Source organism: Mucilaginibacter sp. 22184 (assembly GCF_052045695.1).
In the GTDB taxonomy this organism is placed as follows: Bacteria; Bacteroidota; Bacteroidia; order Sphingobacteriales; family Sphingobacteriaceae; genus Mucilaginibacter.
On record NZ_JBQEPI010000001.1, the window covers coordinates 520,908 to 537,724 of the forward strand.

Annotated in this window: 19 protein-coding genes and 1 pseudogene; 5 read left to right on the forward strand and 15 right to left on the reverse strand. The window is 45.6% G+C overall.

The features are described from left to right. Positions 1-398: 398 nt before the first annotated feature. The 5 genes from ACTJKG_RS02130 to ACTJKG_RS02150 form a co-directional block, all read right to left on the reverse strand. A complete protein-coding gene (locus tag ACTJKG_RS02130) occupies positions 399-1,985 on the reverse strand; it encodes a DHA2 family efflux MFS transporter permease subunit (RefSeq protein WP_440738213.1) in 1,587 nt (528 codons plus the stop codon). A gap of 81 nt (positions 1,986-2,066) precedes the next feature. Continuing rightward, positions 2,067-3,044 (reverse strand): thioredoxin-disulfide reductase, encoded by a 978-nt coding sequence (gene trxB, locus ACTJKG_RS02135; protein WP_440738214.1) that lies wholly within the window; start codon positions 3,042-3,044, stop codon positions 2,067-2,069. Between the two features lie 73 nt (positions 3,045-3,117). Then, complete coding sequence (locus tag ACTJKG_RS02140) at positions 3,118-3,540, reverse strand: OsmC family peroxiredoxin (protein WP_440738215.1); 423 nt, start codon at positions 3,538-3,540, stop codon at positions 3,118-3,120. Between the two features lie 404 nt (positions 3,541-3,944). Further along, positions 3,945-4,553, reverse strand: coding sequence for a Crp/Fnr family transcriptional regulator (locus ACTJKG_RS02145; RefSeq protein WP_256541296.1), 609 nt, complete (start codon positions 4,551-4,553; stop codon positions 3,945-3,947). A 157-nt stretch (positions 4,554-4,710) separates the two neighbouring features. After that, positions 4,711-5,196, reverse strand: coding sequence for a hypothetical protein (locus ACTJKG_RS02150; protein ID WP_256541295.1), 486 nt, complete (start codon positions 5,194-5,196; stop codon positions 4,711-4,713). 141 nt (positions 5,197-5,337) lie between these two features. Here ACTJKG_RS02150 and ACTJKG_RS02155 point away from each other — a divergent pair, with 141 nt between their 5' ends. Further along, complete coding sequence (locus tag ACTJKG_RS02155) at positions 5,338-6,114, forward strand: NUDIX hydrolase (protein ID WP_256541294.1); 777 nt, start codon at positions 5,338-5,340, stop codon at positions 6,112-6,114. A 350-nt stretch (positions 6,115-6,464) separates the two neighbouring features. Then, complete coding sequence (locus ACTJKG_RS02160) at positions 6,465-7,034, forward strand: redoxin domain-containing protein (RefSeq protein WP_440738216.1); 570 nt, start codon at positions 6,465-6,467, stop codon at positions 7,032-7,034. A gap of 387 nt (positions 7,035-7,421) precedes the next feature. Here the strand turns inward: ACTJKG_RS02160 and ACTJKG_RS02165 are convergent, their stop codons facing one another. From ACTJKG_RS02165 to ACTJKG_RS02200, 8 genes and pseudogenes are all read right to left on the reverse strand, one after another. Continuing rightward, positions 7,422-8,117 (reverse strand): sulfite oxidase-like oxidoreductase, encoded by a 696-nt coding sequence (locus tag ACTJKG_RS02165; RefSeq protein WP_440738217.1) that lies wholly within the window; start codon positions 8,115-8,117, stop codon positions 7,422-7,424. A gap of 8 nt (positions 8,118-8,125) precedes the next feature. Next, on the reverse strand, positions 8,126-9,157 hold the full coding sequence (locus ACTJKG_RS02170) for an LLM class flavin-dependent oxidoreductase (protein ID WP_440738218.1): 1,032 nt from the start codon (positions 9,155-9,157) through the stop codon (positions 8,126-8,128). Between the two features lie 248 nt (positions 9,158-9,405). Continuing rightward, positions 9,406-9,651, reverse strand: a complete 246-nt coding sequence (locus ACTJKG_RS02175; RefSeq protein ID WP_440738219.1) for a hypothetical protein — start codon at positions 9,649-9,651, stop codon at positions 9,406-9,408. Positions 9,652-9,753: 102 nt separating this feature from the next. Continuing rightward, positions 9,754-9,972 carry a hypothetical protein gene (locus ACTJKG_RS02180; protein ID WP_440738220.1) on the reverse strand — a complete coding sequence of 73 codons (219 nt, stop codon included), beginning with the start codon at positions 9,970-9,972 and terminating at the stop codon, positions 9,754-9,756. Beyond that, complete coding sequence (locus ACTJKG_RS02185) at positions 9,960-10,280, reverse strand: SDR family oxidoreductase (protein WP_440738221.1); 321 nt, start codon at positions 10,278-10,280, stop codon at positions 9,960-9,962. Before ACTJKG_RS02185 ends, ACTJKG_RS02180 begins: the two co-directional genes overlap by 13 nt. An 88-nt stretch (positions 10,281-10,368) precedes the next feature. Then, a pseudogene (locus tag ACTJKG_RS02190) lies at positions 10,369-11,150 on the reverse strand (NAD-dependent epimerase/dehydratase family protein); the annotation flags it as partial. Positions 11,151-11,276: 126 nt separating this feature from the next. Continuing rightward, positions 11,277-12,119 carry a helix-turn-helix domain-containing protein gene (locus tag ACTJKG_RS02195; protein WP_440738222.1) on the reverse strand — a complete coding sequence of 281 codons (843 nt, stop codon included), beginning with the start codon at positions 12,117-12,119 and terminating at the stop codon, positions 11,277-11,279. Between the two features lie 210 nt (positions 12,120-12,329). Continuing rightward, entirely contained in the window at positions 12,330-12,665 is a 336-nt protein-coding gene (locus ACTJKG_RS02200) for a winged helix-turn-helix transcriptional regulator (RefSeq protein ID WP_440738223.1), read from the reverse strand. 113 nt (positions 12,666-12,778) lie between these two features. Here ACTJKG_RS02200 and ACTJKG_RS02205 point away from each other — a divergent pair, with 113 nt between their 5' ends. Then, positions 12,779-13,645, forward strand: a complete 867-nt coding sequence (locus ACTJKG_RS02205; protein ID WP_440738224.1) for an SDR family oxidoreductase — start codon at positions 12,779-12,781, stop codon at positions 13,643-13,645. 618 nt (positions 13,646-14,263) lie between these two features. Here ACTJKG_RS02205 and ACTJKG_RS02210 read toward each other — a convergent pair. Beyond that, a complete protein-coding gene (locus tag ACTJKG_RS02210) occupies positions 14,264-14,647 on the reverse strand; it encodes a winged helix-turn-helix transcriptional regulator (RefSeq protein ID WP_440738225.1) in 384 nt (127 codons plus the stop codon). A 135-nt stretch (positions 14,648-14,782) separates the two neighbouring features. Here ACTJKG_RS02210 and ACTJKG_RS02215 point away from each other — a divergent pair, with 135 nt between their 5' ends. Beyond that, entirely contained in the window at positions 14,783-15,565 is a 783-nt protein-coding gene (locus ACTJKG_RS02215; RefSeq protein ID WP_440738226.1) for an SDR family oxidoreductase, read from the forward strand. 20 nt (positions 15,566-15,585) lie between these two features. Continuing rightward, complete coding sequence (locus tag ACTJKG_RS02220; protein ID WP_440738227.1) at positions 15,586-15,909, forward strand: nuclear transport factor 2 family protein; 324 nt, start codon at positions 15,586-15,588, stop codon at positions 15,907-15,909. 69 nt (positions 15,910-15,978) lie between these two features. Here the strand turns inward: ACTJKG_RS02220 and ACTJKG_RS02225 are convergent, their stop codons facing one another. Next, positions 15,979-16,806, reverse strand: coding sequence for an SDR family oxidoreductase (locus ACTJKG_RS02225; protein WP_440738228.1), 828 nt, complete (start codon positions 16,804-16,806; stop codon positions 15,979-15,981). Positions 16,807-16,817: the final 11 nt, after the last annotated feature.

The following is a 16,817-nucleotide window of genomic DNA, read 5'->3' on the forward strand; positions in this document are numbered from 1 at the left end:
GGCTTTTTTGTTGATGGAAATTCCAAATCGCTTGCTCATGGCGGAGGGAACTTAAAAAAAACAAACTGATTTAAAAACTAAGAAAGCGCCATATCTATCAGGCATAGAATGTGGAGCTTTTTTATGAATGTACGCTGTGCAGCTAAGGGGCGTTTTTAATGATCGGGGTACGGTGGCCACCTGCATAGATTCTTTACCTTCGGAACCTTTGGCTTATAAGGCTGTATAGTTTCTTCATGCGGCCGTAAATAAAGAAAAATCCATTATTTAAGGAGTTGTCGCTGAAATAAAGTACAATGCAGATCCACAGGCCGGCAACTACTGCCTTTTGCCAAGATAAATAGCCTGCTATTAAAGGCGATTCTGCCGCGGAATGATCCGCGTGCAGAACCAAAAGATCAATGAGCACCAGCATCTGCGAATGAAATTTTACGGTTAGACTGTTTAACGAAGATGATCACAAAGGGAACACAGAGTAAAAACAAAGTGCCTACCCATAAAAATACATCCATATAGGAAAGTAATGTCGACTGGCTTTGAACAACACCCTCCAGCGAATTATAGGCGGCTTGCCGGGCGCTGGCCGCATCAAAACCACGTGCCTGGAACTTTGCGCTAAGCAGGGCTATCCGCTGCTGAACTGCCGGATCAGTAGCGGAGATATGGCTGATAAGTGTAATCCGGTGCTGCTGCGTTTGGCGAGATACAAAGGTGGAAATGAGTGCCACACCGAACGAAGCGCCCAATTGCCGCACCATACCCGAAAGCGCGGCCCCCTGAGCAATCTGTTTCCCATCTAAGGTAGATAAGGAGATATTGGTAACCGGAACATACATCAGGCCTAAACCAAGCCCCCGCAAAATGAGTACCCAAAACAGGTTTCCGTTGCTGGTTTGTAAGGTAAGCAAGTGATACGACCAGTAACCGTATATAAAGAATATGATCATTCCTGCAACGATCAGGTATTTTTCCCGCATGCCGCGCTGAATGAGCTGGGCTACTACCGCGATGACAACGGCGACAAAAATCGTCCCGGGCAGTAACAGTAACCCGGACTGCAACGCCGTCCATCCTAATAAGGATTGGGTGTAAAGCGGAAGGACGAAGGTGGTCCCAAACAAACCAAACCCTATGATAAAGGTGAGGATAACACCGATCCTCAGATTGGTATTTTGCAACACGCGCAGTTCTACAATGGGGTATTTATATTCCAGCTGTCGCCAGATAAAACAAATAATACCCAAAACCGCAGAGATACTTAGGGTGATGATCAGCTTGCTGCTGAACCAGTCGTCTTCCTGGCCTTTTTCAAGCACGTATTGAAGAGATGAAACGCCAACTGTAAGCAAAAATATGCCAAGCCAATCTACCTGGTTTGCCGGGCGTTTCTGTTCAAACACGGGGCTGCGTACGTATTGCAGCGCCAATATAGCAGCCAAAATGCCTACCGGAATGTTGATGTAGAAAATCAGCCTCCATGAAAAATTGTCAACCAGGTAACCGCCGAGGGTAGGGCCGATAGTGGGACCGATAATGATACCCAATGTATAGATACCTTGCGCGATGGCCCTTTTTTCTTTTGGCCAGCTTTCTGTAATGATAGTTTGTGAGGTAACTAACAGTGCGCCGCCACCTAACCCCTGTATAAAACGGAAGATCACCAGTTCCCAGATATTTGTAGCGTTGCCGCATAAAAACGAACAGATGGTGAAGATAAGCACGGAGGCGGCAAAATAATTACGGCGGCCAAATTGCTGCGAAAGCCAGCTGGTCATGGGGACGATGATCACATTGGCCAGTGAATACGCGGTTACCACCCAGGCAATTTCATTTACCGTTGCACCAAGGTTACCGCGCATATCATTTAGGGCCACGTTAACTATAGTTGTATCGATAAGTTCAAGCAGGGCGCATATCACGGCGGTAACCGTAATAATTATTCGCCTGAAACCATACTCCGTAAGTGAGTTTTCTAAAGTTTCCATAGATGTTTTTTATAAATGCGAAAGCTTATTCCATAAGGAATAAGCCTTTGCACCTGGTTAATTGAAATAATGACACAGACTTCAATTGACGAGGGGTTCAGTTTTCATAATCCCTGTTGCTGATGCCTCCCTGGCAGCCAGGTATCGTTCTGCGTCCAACGCGGCCATACAGCCTGTTCCGGCTGCCGTAATTGCCTGGCGGTAAATATGGTCCTGGGCATCACCTGCGCAGAATACCCCGGGGATATTAGTATGGGTTGTACCGGGTATGGTTTTGATATACCCCGTCTCGTCCATGTCAAGCGTTCCTCTGAATATGCCTGTGTTTGGTTGATGCCCGATGGCTACAAATAAGCCGGTTACCACTATTTCAAGCGGCCGTTGCGTAAGGTTATTCAGCAGGCTTAAACCGGTTACATTTACACCATCTCCCAACACTTCCAGCACTTCTGTATTGTACAGGATCTCGATATTCGGCGTATTCCGTACGCGGTCGATCATTGCTTTTGATGCACGGAATTCATCCCGGCGCACCAGCATGTAAACTTTGTTCACCAGCTTGGCCAGGTAAGTGGCCTCTTCTGCCGCTGTATCACCTGCGCCAACAAGAGCTACGTTTTGCCCCCGGAAGAAATAACCATCGCAAACAGCGCAGCCCGACACACCAAAGCCATTGTATCTGGCTTCAGATTCCAGACCAAGCCACTTTGCGGAGGCTCCTGTGGAAATGATGACGGTATCAGCTGTCACCGTAGTTTTATTATCTATAGTCACCTGATGGAGCTCATTATCAAAATTCACGGCGCTTACGTAACCGAAACGAATGTCCGTTCCGAAGCGGATTGCCTGCGCCCGGAAATCTTCCATCATGTCGGGCCCAAGTATCCCGTTTGGATAACCGGGAAAATTCTCTACTTCGGTTGTTTGGGTAAGTTGCCCGCCAGGGTTCATGCCGGTGTACATTACCGGATTTAAGCCAGCCCTTGCGGCGTATATAGCAGCGGTATAGCCCGCTGGGCCCGATCCGATGATCAGGCATTTAATATGCTCTGTTTCCATGATATTGAAATTGATTTGATTAAAGCGGCAGCTTTCACGGCTGCCGCTTTATAACCAGTTTTGCAAAAAGCTATTACCGATAACTTACAGTAAGTTCAATCTGCACACCGGCTAATGCTTTTGAGATTACGCAATTGGTTTTAGCCTGTAGGGCGATCTCCTGGAATCCGTCAAATGACAGGCCTTCAATTGCTGTTGCAGAAAGCTCAAGCTCGATCAGGCTGATAGAACCTGTGGCCATATCTAGTGTAACCGCAGCCGTAGTGTTAAGCTCGCCGGGTTGAAATTTTTGCTGAGATAATGCGTATGCTAAAGCCATAGTAAAGCAACCTGCATGTGATGCCGCAAGTAATTCTTCCGGATTGGTGCCGATGCCTTCTGCAAAACGGGTGTTAAATGAGTATTGTGTTTGATCCAGTACCTGGCTTTGAGTAGATAGGGTACCATGACCTATTTTAAGGTCGCCTTCCCAAAAGGCTTTTGCTGTTCTTTTCATTTTTTTAAACTTTTGTTGGGTCAAAAGTCTGCTTATCAGAAGGTCGATTTTTTCACTTAAGTTAATCCTGCAGCAATAAGCTGTCATCAAAATGTCTTAATCGGCAAGGCAGCCAAAATGCACGTGGGAACTGTAGCTTAGTATCCTTGCCGAAAGCTGCAGGCACTTATTTACCGTGTATTCATCAGTATGTTTCTTACCAATAGAGATTGCATAAATGATCTATTATGACCAGATTTAAGGAGGAGTTAATTAAATATTTTACACCGGCAGGTAACTGCCAATGCAGGATTGTCTACATAGCCCGAGTGACGTTATGCGGCTAACAAAACTTAGTTTAGGAGCTGTTCCCGTTTATATATATTCTTAACTGGCGGTAAGATTAGGTGTGAGGCGTTATCAGGTTATTGAGTTGGTAATGCGTTACTCTTTTTCAATCGTTTTCTGATCCTGCTCAGTGACGGATTGGTTATACCAAGAAAAGAAGAGATGTGGTAGGATGGGATCCGCTCAACAATATTAGGATGTTCCTCCAATAACCTAAGGAACCGTTTCTCATGAGAGAAGAATACAAATTCCTCGGTACGTGACTGGGCGTAGGCAAAAAAAGTTTCTGCCAGCAGCCTGCCGAACTTCCCCCAATTCGGATTTCTTTCATACAGGCTGTTGAGGTCCTGATAAGAAATGAAAATAACCTCCGAATCTTCCATAGCTTCGATAAAATACCAGCAGGGGTTTTGCGAGATAAAGCTCCGGAAGGAAACGACGAACTGGTTTTCCGAGAAAAAGAAAAGATTCTTTTCCTCCACACCATTCGGTTCCCGGTAATAAATACGGAATATGCCTTTGACTACCAAGCCGAGATCATTGCAAACCATACTTTGCATGTTGAAAAAATCCCCCTTGGCAATTTTACGTGGCTTCCAAAACGCCTGGCTTTCGGCAATATCCTGTTCTGTTAACGCTGCGAAGTTTCGCAGGTGATTGGCTAATATTTCATTTTTTTCTATCATCGCATCATCTTTGATTGGTCAAAAAAGCACACGTCAACGTGCGTAAAACGGAACAAAATTCGGTGTTGAGAACCGGTTGAATTTTAACTTAAGTTAAATTCAACCGGCAGAATGACCATGTCTTAAATATTTTTCTTAATCGCGCCGAGCGAGCATATTACTTATTTTCTTTTCTGCGTACACCCTTGGCAGTAAAACCCGCTAAGTTACCTTTTACATTATCGTCGTCAACCGGGTCTATTGTCAATTCTACATCATAGCCCTGGGTCGTGTAGGCGATAATTGCCTCTTTTTCCTTTTCATCTATCTTGGTGATTTTTGCTGTTTCCTTGCCGGTTGAATCCTGTACTACTCCACTCAACTTACCGTCTTTTCTTTCAAGGGCGAAAGTCAGTTTTACATCGCCGTATGGTGTTCCGTACACCATTACGTCCCACTTACCTGGGTAGTAATCCTTCGTTTGAGCCCGAGCAGACACAACAGCGAACAGGCTGAAAACTATCAGGAACATTGTTTTGAACTTTTTCATGTTGATTTTAATTTTGAGTGTCGTTCTTTTATCGGTTAGTATAATGTTGCCGCTATCTCCGCCGGAGCTAATAATTACCAAATCATATATATCCGAAGCGTTTTTTGGCTGCATTGTATTTAAGTGATCAGTAATTCATAAACCCATTTAGTTAACTTCACAAAATAAAGGTAGAAATAAGAATTGTCATTTAGTTAATTTCACTAAATAAATTTTAAACAAAGATTTTGCCATCCGAAAATGTTAGTTTTGAGCATGCAAACGGAAGAAGAGTTCAAGGATTTTATACTAAACGGGCATCTGCATTATATTCCCAACGTATCCATTGACTGTGCAATTTTTGGCTATCATGAGTACCAGCTCAAATTACTGCTGATCAGACATAGAAATTTGGATAGCTGGAGCTTGCCTGGTGGTCATATTAAACGCACAGAAAAACTGCTGGAAGCCGCTAACCGTAATGTTAAGGTCCGCACGGGAGTTGATAACCTCTTTTTGCAGCAGTTTAAAACCTTTGGTGATCCTGGCCGCATTCCATTTGAAAAATTCGACAAAAAAAAATGGCTTGAAATTACGGGCCTTGCATCGTGGGAGGGCAACTGGCTTATGGACCAGACCATTTCTGTTGGCTTTTATGCGATAACTGATTTTTCCGAAACTATACTTCAAACTGATATCAGTACCGGAGCGTGCGCCTGGTTTGACATTGGCAGCTTACCGCCTTTGGAGTTTGACCACGACGAAATAGTGCGGGATGCCCTGTATGCCATGCGTTTGCATCTTTATCACTATCCTATCGGCCTGAATTTACTTCCTGAAAAGTTTACATTGAGCGAAATTCATGCATTGTATGAAACCTTGCTTGGAAAGAAGTTAGACATCAGCAATTTTCCCAAAAAATTGATTGCGCTCAAATTGTTGAAAAAATTGGATGAAAAGCGAAGTATCGGAGCGCATCGTTCCCCTCATTTGTACAGTTTTGATAGAGAGAAATATGAACTGGCTTTGAAAGAGGGACTGGTATTAAGCTAAATGATGATGGCGTTAAAAGCGAACGCCTTGTCCTCAAATTCCAACCCCGATTGAAGCTCCGGGGGCAAATACAATGCGCCGGATTCCTACGGCAGGCTGATTAGATCATATTCAATATTTAACACGTATTTACCTCAAGGTGTTTTTGATCACGACATAATCAAAAACGGCGGATACGCAATTTCTCTATGCTGTTGTAATCGTTTTGCTGTGGCTCAAATTCCAAAAAGAGGAATTGATTAACTTAAGTGAAAAATGATGATGGCAAATTATCTGAAGTTTGAGAAGAATAAAAACAGAACATTTAGTAATTCCGCAGGCGATACCTGGGAATCAAAAGCGCGATCATTATGCCATTAATTGAGTATCAACAAGCCCCCGACTTTCAGGCCACAGACATTTTTGGGAATCCTGTCAGCATCAGTGCATTAAAGGGAAAAAAGATTCTGCTTTCATTTTACAGGCATGTGGCATGTCCGTTCACCAACCTTCGTTTTCTCGAACTCCAGGAACTGGATAGCTATTTTAGTGAAATGGGTTTGGTTGTGCTGGCTGTTTATGAAAGCAGCAGCAAAAATCTTCAGAAATTCGCCTATGATGAGGCATTTTATGCCCGGATGATTGCTAATCCGGAATATGACTTATATTCATTGTACGATATTGAGCAAAGTACGCTGAAAGTTCTTTATTCTATGTACATGGGTGCTTATGCCAAAAGTCAGGAAGGGCAGCGGAAATTTAAGAAGAGTTTCTGTCCGGATGGCCGTAAGAATACTTTAGGAGGTGATTTTCTTATAGCTGAAGATGGTGAAATTAAATATGCTTATTATAACCAGTACCTGGGTGATCATCTGCCGGTGAAGGATATCATACGCTTTTTGAATAACGATAAATTTGAAATCGGTAGAAGATATTGCTAAGTCAATTTGATGACGACTCGAGAGTGTTCGATACAAGCTATCTTGAATGCAATGAATTAAAAAGTAATTTTTGATGATATGAAAAAGCAAGACCCTCTTATTGGCGACCAATGCTTCCGTGGCAGAGATGGCTTATCAGCTAGGCTTTGAGCAGCCATAGTCTTTGAGTAAGTTAACCCGTCACTCTCACTAGCTTTCGCACTCGGGTAAATTAACTTCATTTGAGGAAGAATCTTTAAGAAAAGCACTGCGACGATGCGGCCAAGTTTATCACCGGTGCAGAAAGTGGTGATGGATGGCGGAATGTCTTTAGCGTAACGAGGGCTGTACTGTAATGGCGCTATTCTGGTTGTCTGGCTTACGATTACGTCAGCTGTCACCAACAGATCAGTCGTCATAGCGGTCATTTCGCCAGGGATAAGCCGTGTTGGAATAGCCGCGTTCTTCCCAGAATCCCAACTTGTTCTCCGTCAGGAACTGGATGCGCTTGATCCATTTGGCGCCTTTCCAGGCATAGAGTTGCGGCGTGATCATGCGGCAAGGCCCTCCATGCTCTACGGCCAGCGGCTGGCCTTCAAAGGCATGGACTAAAAGGACATCGGGCTTCAGCGCTTCTTCCAGCGCGATATTGGTAGTATAAGTATCATAACCATAGCACAGCAGGTGGGTAGCTTCAGGTTTGGGCTGTACCAGTGCGGCCAGGTCGAGCAGGCTGACGCCCTTCCAGTGCATATCCAGCTTTGACCAGGTGGTGACGCAATGGAAGTCGGACGTGTCTTTGGTTTGCGGCAGCGCCAGAAAATCCTTCCAGGTCAGCACCACCGGGTGCTCCACGGCACCGTCAATGGTCAGCCGCCAACGTTCCTGAGATATATTGGGATGGTAACCCAGGTCGAGCACCGGCCACTTGATCGTGGCGGTCTGGCCTATCGGGATGGTAGGCATGCCATGCCGGTTGGGTTTACCTGAGCCTTTCGGCAGATCATCTGCCATTGAGGGTGTAGCCAGCATCTGTTGTTCGAAGCGCGCTTTAAGCTTCATGCGCGCTTCAACGATACGTTCGAGTTTTTCCAGATCTTCCATACGCTAATTTAAGCATTTAAAGCTTCAGCAAGCAAGCGGTAAGACTTGAGCCGGGCCTCCTGGTCATAGATATGCGAAGTAGCCATCAGTTCATTGATCCCAGTGCGGCTGATGAAATCTTTTAATTGCGTTTGAACCGTGGCCTTGCTGCCGAAAAAGGAATAAGCCAGCATTTGCATAGCGGCTTCGCGCTCGGCCGCGCTCCAGATACCGTTCATGCTATCTACCGGCGGCGGTAAAGGTTGCCTTCTACCAGTAATGATCCCTTTGAACAATTGCTGTAAAGAGGTGGCCAGGTAAGCGGCTTCCGCATCGGTATCGGCAGCTACCACGTTTACACAAGCCAGTACGTAAGGTTCGGATAAATGCCGGGAGGGTTTGAACGTTTTACGGTAAAGTTCAATGGCCTGTAAAAAATAGGCCGGCGCGAAATGGCTGGCAAAGGCATAAGGCAGTCCTCTGGCCGCCGCCAGTTTGGCGCTGTCCAAACTCGAACCAAGTATCCAGATCGGGATATCCAAACCTTCACCGGGCACGGCGCTCACGCCGTTCGGATGATCGCCGGCAAAATAGTGCTGGAGCGAAGCCACATCCTGCGGAAAGTGAAAAGCCGCGTTCATGTTCTCGCCGCGGATGGCCAGCGCGGTCGCCTGGTCACTGCCCGGCGCTCTACCAAGACCGAGGTCGATACGTCCGGGATAAAAGGTTTCCAATGTGCCAAACTGCTCGGCGACCACTAGTGGTGAATGGTTAGGCAGCATAATGCCGCCCGAACCCACGCGGATGGTGGAGGTATGCCCTGCGATATGCCCAATCAGTAAACTCGTGGCCGAACTGGCCACGCTCACCATGTTGTGATGTTCCGCGAACCAGTAACGGGTGTAGCCTAAAGCTTCCGCCTGCTGCGCATTGGCGACACTATTTTTAAAGCTGTCTGAGATGGTACGTCCGTCGATGACGGTCGCCAGGTCGAGTACGGAATAGTTAATTGCTGCCATAAGGCAAAGGTAGGCGCCCAGCATTGAGCAACTGTCAGGCATTTCCCATATTCGCGACGGGCGATACGACCATTTAACCGGTTATTCGCAGCACGCTGATCAGGTTGTCTGCATATTGCAGATGGAACTGAAGGATAGCCGGGCTGCCTGGATAAACCAATTGCACTGACCCTTCTTCGCCAATTTTCTTTCTTTTCCTAAAATCCTGAACTTAAGCACTAAGATGGTCATTTTGAAATTGGCTAAACGGGGTCAATCAGATGTGGTTTATCCAGCATAGCACAAGATACTTATTTAAATGCTGAAGCGAACTCCTGCGCGAATTCTTCGGCCTTCACCTTACCCATTGCCGGCGGGTGCCGGTCATAATCCTCACGGATCAAACCCGTGCGGATCGCCGCATTGAGTTCTACCAGTAAACCCGCCATTAAAGGCGCGACACCATGCGATTCCATGGTCGTCTTGACCTGTCCATCACCAAAGGACAGCCACTGCAGGTCCGGTTTGCCGATCGCTGTGCCCAGCACTGCAGCCACCTCTTTGCAAGTCTGCTCGTCGCTGGCGACATACCGGATCTTTTGCGTGGACGGCCGCACCAACTCTTCAGCAGCAGCCTCCGCGATATCCAGCGGCGATACTCAGACCACTTTATCATTTCCACCGTAATTGGTCGCGATCATCCCTGAAGTTTTGATCATATCGACATAGTGGTACAAATTGGTATAGAATGAAGCCGGGCACAAGTAGGAAAGATCGACGCCAGTCAGCCTGTCAAACAATTCTTCGATCCGGTGCGAACCGATAATAATGCCGGTACCCGCCGGTAAATGCGCGCCCCAGCTACTCAGCTGTACCACCCGTTTGATGCCGGAGGCGCGGATAGCTTCCGCATAACTTCCCCCACCTGCTCATAATAAGCGATCGGGGCCGGTGCCGCAAAATTCGGCGGCACTATCGTATATACCGCATCGGCACCCGTAAACACCCCGGTTAAAAATGCCTCATCGGTGACCGAACCGACCGCCGCTATGGCGCCTAACCTATGGATCGCCTCCTTTTTTCCCGGGTCGGTCGTGACAATGGCCACCGAATGCCCCTGCGCAATTAATTGCGCTGACAGCGGCTTGCTGATATTTCCCAAAGAACCTGTTACGATGATTTTCATAACACAAAGGTCCGCATCCGTACGTTTGTTGGCTTAACCAAATCGGCGCATCTTGTGTTCATATCGGCGGTCTTAAAGTTTGTGCCATTTACAAAATATCAAGGTCTCGCGCCACGTAATAACTGGGCACCAATAAGCGGAAACCTGTCTTGCGTAATTTTGAAATGTCTGTGATACCTTCAAACGGGTCGGCCAGCGGCGCTTCAGGTACCTCAAAAGTTTCGGCGGCTTTCCCCACAGATTCGGCCAGTTCATATAAAGTGATCGGCGCATCATCGGCGATATTAAAGATCTCGCCGTTCAGGCCGTCCCGTTCCAGCAGCATAATCAGGGCCTGGGCCACATCCACATGGTGCACCATGTGCATCCGCGAGCCCGGGTGACGTTTCATCTTTTTAAGCAGCGGGATGATCTCCTCGATATGCGGGTCTTTATCCCCATAGACAAAACCTAATCGAAGTATGCGCACATCCATTGCTTTCGTTAACAGTTCTTGCTCAGCCGCGATCTTGCTGGAGGCGTAGGGCCTTGGGTCATTAATATTTACGAAATCATCTTCCCTTGCCGGATGCCCGTAGCCGGACCCATACACATTGCTGGTGCTGACAAAAACAAAGCGTTTGACGTCGGCGGTAACTGCCGCATCGCCAAGCGCGACCGAACCTTCATGGTTGGTCTTGATGATCCCTTCGTTATCGGTAAACGTGCGGAACAATGCCGCCAAATGGATCACCGCGTCTACGTCTGCTAAAGCGGGCGTTAAACTGGCTGCATCAAAAGATCTCCGGTCACAACCTCGGCTCCCAGGGCCGCCAATGCGGCTGCCTTCGACGCATCACGAACCAAAATACGCACGTCATAATCTTTGGCTAATAAGCGCGGAACAAAGCGGCTGCCGACCTTGCCGGTAGCCCCGGTAACTAATATTTTCATAACCCAAAGTTCGGGTTAAAGGCGACGCTGTTTAAACGATAATCAAACCAATAAGTATGATTATCAAACCTTGCGCAGGGATTTAGGCGTAACGCCCGTTACCCGCTTGAAAAAATTATTGAAGTATGTTGGGTACCCAAAACCGAGTGCGTAAGCAATGTCCGCTACGTTCCAGTCGGTATGCTGCAATAGTGCCTTAGCCTCTGCCGCTATGCGTTCCGCGATATGCACCGAGGTCGGCTTGCCGGTCACCATTTTAACCGCCCTGTTCAGGTAATTGATGTGCACCGCCAGCTTTGCGGCAAAATCCTGGGCCGTCCGCATTCGAAGCGGTTCAGCGGCATGCTCAACCGGGAACTGCCTTTCCAGCAGGTCCATAAATAAATGCGTCATTCGGGCCGCGCCGTTAACCTGCTGCTGCGCAGGGGGCTGTATCGACAAAGCTTCATGAATAATTAATTCGATACAGCTTTTGATCAGGTCGCTCTTATATGCATAATCCCCATCACGTACGGCCAGCATCTTTTGAAAAATTCCCGTTATAAAAGCCGCCTGTTCGCTGTTCAGCCGAATGAGCGGGTTCTGCCCGGTATTAAACAAGGGCGACTTTTTGACGATCGCCGGCATAAAGGCTTCGGTAAAGATACAGGCGTAGCCGGTCGTCGATCTGGAGCGACGCAGCACCGAACGTGGTACCCTGGGATTGACAAAAAACAGTACGATATCCTGCAGTTCCACCACCTGGCCACCATAATTCATGGTCATTTCACCGGCGACCAGGCCCATTTTATAAAAATCGCGGCGCCCGTGCACCACCGGTACATCGACGTAGGCCGGCAGTTCATGCACCTTAAAACCTTGCAGCCGCAGTTCGGCCATATTGACACCTGGCATCTCTTCTTTCATCCTGCAATTTAAGCAAATCAAACTTTTTTGCTGAAAGCAGTCTTCTGTTTGCCGCGAGATTTGGCTAATGCCAGGCAAAATTACGTCAAACATTGTAAAAGATTGTTGGTTGTTACTTTATACTCACCCTAAAGCGCCTTTATCTATTCTAAAACACTACTTTGCGAGCTTGTTTGTAAAGAATTTTGGTAGGCCTTCAATTGAAAAGCTTTATTTCACCTGGGTAAGATGATCAATGCTATTTCTTTGCCAAGCTGCTATATCAATTAACAAGGGGCAGAGGGTTTTTCCAAAATCAGTGAGCGTATACTCTACCCGGGGAGGGAGCTCCTTGTACTGTTTCCTGCTGATCAAGCCATCGGCTTCAAGCTCTCTCAATTGGTTAGTTAAAACCTTTTTTGAAATAGAAGATACCCTTACCTGGATCTCGCCAAAACGCCTGGTATTTTTCGAAAGTATATATAAAATTGGCAACTTCCATCGCCCTCCGAACAGCGCTATCGTTGCTGTAACCGGACAGTCAGTATCATCTAATTCCTTTTCCATTGGTCACTTTTAGGTTACCGCTTTTTGTCTTGTTACCAACAGCAAGGGCAACTTTTCAAAATCAATATTTGTTTCTTTACATCACAAAAGTAGTTAATCTTAAAACAAGAAATATGATTTTAGTAACCGGTGCAACAGGGAATTTGGGTAAAGCCACCATTGATTCATTAGTAAACAGGGGTGTATCCTCAAACAACATTACTGCATTAGTAAGAGATGAAAACAAGTCGACAGAACTAAGGTCAAAAGGACTTCAGATCAAAGTTGGCGACTATCAGGATCTTGAGTCTTTAAAAAGTGCTTTCCGAGGCGTAGATAAATTGCTGCTTGTGTCTTCATCATCAGATATAAGCAAGAGGTTTGAGCAGCACAAAAATGCGATCAATGCAGCCAGGGAAGCAGGCGTTGGTCATATCGTCTATACAAGTTTTGACATGAAGAATTTACAGCAAAGTATCATGGGTGAAGAGGTTCGATATCATGCATATACAGCGGATTATTTAAAACAAATAGACATTCCCTATACTTTAATGAACAACACCATGTATGCTGATATGATCCCATTCCTTGTTGGGAAGGATATATTAAATAATGGTATCTCAATTCCTTCCGGAAACGGCAGAACTCCCTTTTTGCCAATAAAAGAAATGGCTGAAGCGAACGCTGTTGTACTGACTACTCCGGGTCATGAAAATAAAGAATATACCATCGCTGCCGAAACCGCTTTCTCCTTCTCGGAGATCGCTGACCTGTTATCAGATATTACCGGAAAAACAATAGCTTACAACCAACCGGAGGTAGGTTCATATATTGCCCAACTTATCCAGACCGGTGCTTCTGAAGAAGACGCAGCGTACATTGCAAGGTTCTGTAGGGCGATCGCTAACGAAGAATTCAATACCAGTAAAAGTGATGTAAAACAACTACTAGGTAGAAGTCCGGTCAGTTTAAAAGACTTCTTGGAAACCATATACAATTAGTTGTTAAGAGGGTGAGTCCTATGTCGGTGTTTGTACTGAAGTTTTGGCGTAACAGGAATAATTTGCGTTAAAGAATAAGGGGGATTAACTTAAACCTTACTTGATAAAGATAACTTCAGAGGATTGCAATTCTTGCAATCCTCATCATTGAGTGCTAACAGGTCTCGGATAGGCTCCGGACACATGCATTTTTATATACTCTTTTAGACAGAAATTCATAAAAAAACGCTATAAATCATAGATTTGTAGCGTTTTAATCTCCTTTTACCTATTTTCATGGAGCCGAAGGGAAATAAACTTAGCCTGAAAATATGCTCTATAGCTTCATGTAACGAGTTTGTCGGAACAAGTGCCACAACATCTTCCTATCGTATCACCATGTATCTTTTAAAACTTCCTGCAAGGAAGCCGACTGATTTAGAGAACTCTATAATTCGTTAAACAAAATTAAAATAATTTTTTAGTCAGTGAATCTGTCGAAAGAAAACTTCAATCAATACTAAATGATTAATTACTATGCAGCGTGAGTAGCCACGTATTGCAATGGGATCCAGAAAAATTGTGCAAAGGAATCCGGCAGTGCGCCGGGTTGTACGAGTTTGTGGATATGGAAAGAGACTAATTAGAGGGATAGTCCGAATCAGTAATTACAATTTGTTTTAAAATCACATCCCGTAAACGGTCTTCGTGTTCTTCGCCCCATCGTCCTAATGAGGCAATCACTGGAATTACAGTCTTACCAAACTCGGTAAGGCTATATTCTACTTTTGGCGGCACAACGGGATAAATTTTTCTGGTAATAAGTTCGTGTTTTTCCAATTCATTCAACTGCATATTCAAAACCCTGCGTGAAGCATCGGGAATTTTGCGTTGCAGTTCGCTTGGACGCCTATGCCCCTCATTGATGAACCACAGCAAACGGATTTTCCATTTGCCATAAAGTACTTCACCTATCAGGTCAAGCCCACAGTTCAGGTTCGGTATTACTTTCCTCTCATACATATCGCAAAATTAAACCTATATCTCAGTCTGTACAATAGGGGAAAAATTTATCCCTATCTGAATCGTAACGCCGTACTTGTGAGGAACTAACGTACTTCAGAGATTTGCTCAAAGAAATTTAAAATACAATCTAAAATGGATTATCAAAATGAGCTATCAGGCAAAATTGCCCTGGTAACAGGGGGTACAAAAGGAACCGGAAAGGCAATTGCAGAAAGGCTTTTACAAGCAGGGGCAACGGTGATTATAACTGCAAGAAATGCTCCCGAAAAAGAAAACAGCAGCCTTCATTTTATTCCTTCGGATCTAAGTAAGGCGGAAGATGCGCAAAGAGTAATCAGCGAAGTGCTCTCAACCTATGGCAGGTTGGATATCCTGGTCAACAACCTTGGTGCTTCATCAACACCTGCCGGTGGTTTTTCAGTATTGAATGATGAAGATTGGATATCAACCCTGCAAGCCAATTTACTGGCTCCTGTCAGGCTTGACAGAGGATTTTTGCCGCAAATGATCGATCGGAAAAGTGGTGTCATTATTCACATCGCTTCTATTCAGGGCATATTGCCGCTATATGATTCTACCTTGCCCTATGCCGCTGCAAAAGCAGGATTGATCAATTACAGTAAGAGTTTATCAAATGAGGTTACGCCCAAAGGTCTCCGCGTACTAACAGTTTCCCCGGGATGGATAAATACAACAGCATCGATAGCCTGGTTGGGCGAGATCGCAAGAAATGCAAATAGTACGGTAGAAGAAGCTCAGAAAAGTGTCATGGATGCATTGGGAGGAATACCTTACGGCAGGCCCGCCGAACCGGCAGAAGTAGCCGAGTTGGTTGGCTTTTTGGTTTCACCAAGAGCCAATTACTTAACAGGAACAAATTTCGTCATCGACGGCGGAACTGTACCGACTATTTAATAACTTCAAAAAATAATGATATGAACTTACCGAAAGTAATAGCAGACTTGATTGATGCACAAAACAGCTTCGACAGCGTTGCCTACGCCAATTGTTTTTCTGAAACTGCGGTGGTATTTGATGAAGGCAAAACGCATAACGGAAGGCTGGATATCCAGTATTGGATCGAAGAATCAAACAAAAAATACCAATCAGTGATGAAACCTCTTGAATATGCTGAAGATGGTATTTCAAGTGTATTATCGGCAGAGTGTTCCGGCACATTTCCCGGAAGCCCGATTACATTAAAATTTCATTTTAATATTGTTGATGGACAAATTCAGCATTTAAAAGTAACCGATTAAAATACAGAAGAGAGTGATTAAAGATTAGTCACTCTTTTCTTTTAAATACATAAATCAGGAGTTACTGCATCAATCATTTTTCTCACTGGCCAATGCCAGTTCTTTCTGTGCGTCCAGTGCTTCCAGTCGGGATACTAATGCCGCACGCATATCACGGTAGGCGTCACCACCAAGAGCTAAACGCAATGGTGCGGGAGATACTTCCACACTGTCTATCATCGCTTGGACTGACTTATCTACATCACCTTTTATGGGGAATGTCCCTGCCGCAATAGCACGTCTTACTTCACCCGCGGGCGTGTTTTCGTAGGCCTCCATTACCGGGGCAGTCGTCATGCCTGAGCCAAAAGAGGTCTGATGCGCCCCGGGTTCAACAATGGTTACACCAATGTTCAATGGAGCCAGTTCCTTAGCGATAGTGTCGCAAAAACCCTCGACAGCCCATTTAGTGGTGTGATAATACCCAAAGTTAGGGTAGGTAGTTTGCCCGCCTGCTGATGAAATTTGCAGAATCCGGCCATGGCCTTGCTTCCTGAAGTGTGGCAGTGCGGCACGAATGACCTGGATAGAACCTATAACATTCGTATTGATCTGATGGACAATCTGTTCGTCGCTGGCCTCTTCGACAGAGCAGAATAAGGCATAACCAGCGTTGTTGACCACAACATCTATTTGCCCAAGATCTGCAAATGCCTGGTCAACCACTGTTTTGATAGCAGCGGTGTCGGTTAAGTCGAGCACAGCTACCCGTAAATTTTCAGGATAGATTTCTTTCAATTTATTCAGGGCATCGGCTTTACGGACGGTAGCCACGACGCGATCGCCTTTTGCCAGTAGCTTTTCGGTAAGTACTCTGCCCAGACCGGTAGATGTCCCGGTTATCAACCATGTTTTCATAATGTATCGTT

Excerpts from the sequence above, each read along its gene's own strand:
- ACTJKG_RS02160 (WP_440738216.1), top strand. The coding sequence starts at position 6,465 with ATGCCATTAATTGAGTATCAACAAGCCCCCGACTTTCAGGCCACAGAC.
- ACTJKG_RS02185 (WP_440738221.1), bottom strand. The coding sequence starts at position 10,280 with ATGAAAATCATCGTAACAGGTTCTTTGGGAAATATCAGCAAGCCGCTG.
- ACTJKG_RS02205 (WP_440738224.1), top strand. The coding sequence starts at position 12,779 with ATGATTTTAGTAACCGGTGCAACAGGGAATTTGGGTAAAGCCACCATT.
- ACTJKG_RS02150 (WP_256541295.1), bottom strand. The coding sequence starts at position 5,196 with ATGCAGCCAAAAAACGCTTCGGATATATATGATTTGGTAATTATTAGC.
- trxB (WP_440738214.1), bottom strand. The coding sequence starts at position 3,044 with ATGGAAACAGAGCATATTAAATGCCTGATCATCGGATCGGGCCCAGCG.
- ACTJKG_RS02145 (WP_256541296.1), bottom strand. The coding sequence starts at position 4,553 with ATGATAGAAAAAAATGAAATATTAGCCAATCACCTGCGAAACTTCGCA.
- ACTJKG_RS02220 (WP_440738227.1), top strand. The coding sequence starts at position 15,586 with ATGAACTTACCGAAAGTAATAGCAGACTTGATTGATGCACAAAACAGC.
- ACTJKG_RS02210 (WP_440738225.1), bottom strand. The coding sequence starts at position 14,647 with ATGTATGAGAGGAAAGTAATACCGAACCTGAACTGTGGGCTTGACCTG.
- ACTJKG_RS02195 (WP_440738222.1), bottom strand. The coding sequence starts at position 12,119 with ATGAAAGAAGAGATGCCAGGTGTCAATATGGCCGAACTGCGGCTGCAA.
- ACTJKG_RS02215 (WP_440738226.1), top strand. The coding sequence starts at position 14,783 with ATGGATTATCAAAATGAGCTATCAGGCAAAATTGCCCTGGTAACAGGG.
- ACTJKG_RS02130 (WP_440738213.1), bottom strand. The coding sequence starts at position 1,985 with ATGGAAACTTTAGAAAACTCACTTACGGAGTATGGTTTCAGGCGAATA.
- ACTJKG_RS02155 (WP_256541294.1), top strand. The coding sequence starts at position 5,338 with ATGCAAACGGAAGAAGAGTTCAAGGATTTTATACTAAACGGGCATCTG.
- ACTJKG_RS02200 (WP_440738223.1), bottom strand. The coding sequence starts at position 12,665 with ATGGAAAAGGAATTAGATGATACTGACTGTCCGGTTACAGCAACGATA.
- ACTJKG_RS02225 (WP_440738228.1), bottom strand. The coding sequence starts at position 16,806 with ATGAAAACATGGTTGATAACCGGGACATCTACCGGTCTGGGCAGAGTA.
- ACTJKG_RS02170 (WP_440738218.1), bottom strand. The coding sequence starts at position 9,157 with ATGCCTGACAGTTGCTCAATGCTGGGCGCCTACCTTTGCCTTATGGCA.
- ACTJKG_RS02140 (WP_440738215.1), bottom strand. The coding sequence starts at position 3,540 with ATGAAAAGAACAGCAAAAGCCTTTTGGGAAGGCGACCTTAAAATAGGT.
- ACTJKG_RS02165 (WP_440738217.1), bottom strand. The coding sequence starts at position 8,117 with ATGGAAGATCTGGAAAAACTCGAACGTATCGTTGAAGCGCGCATGAAG.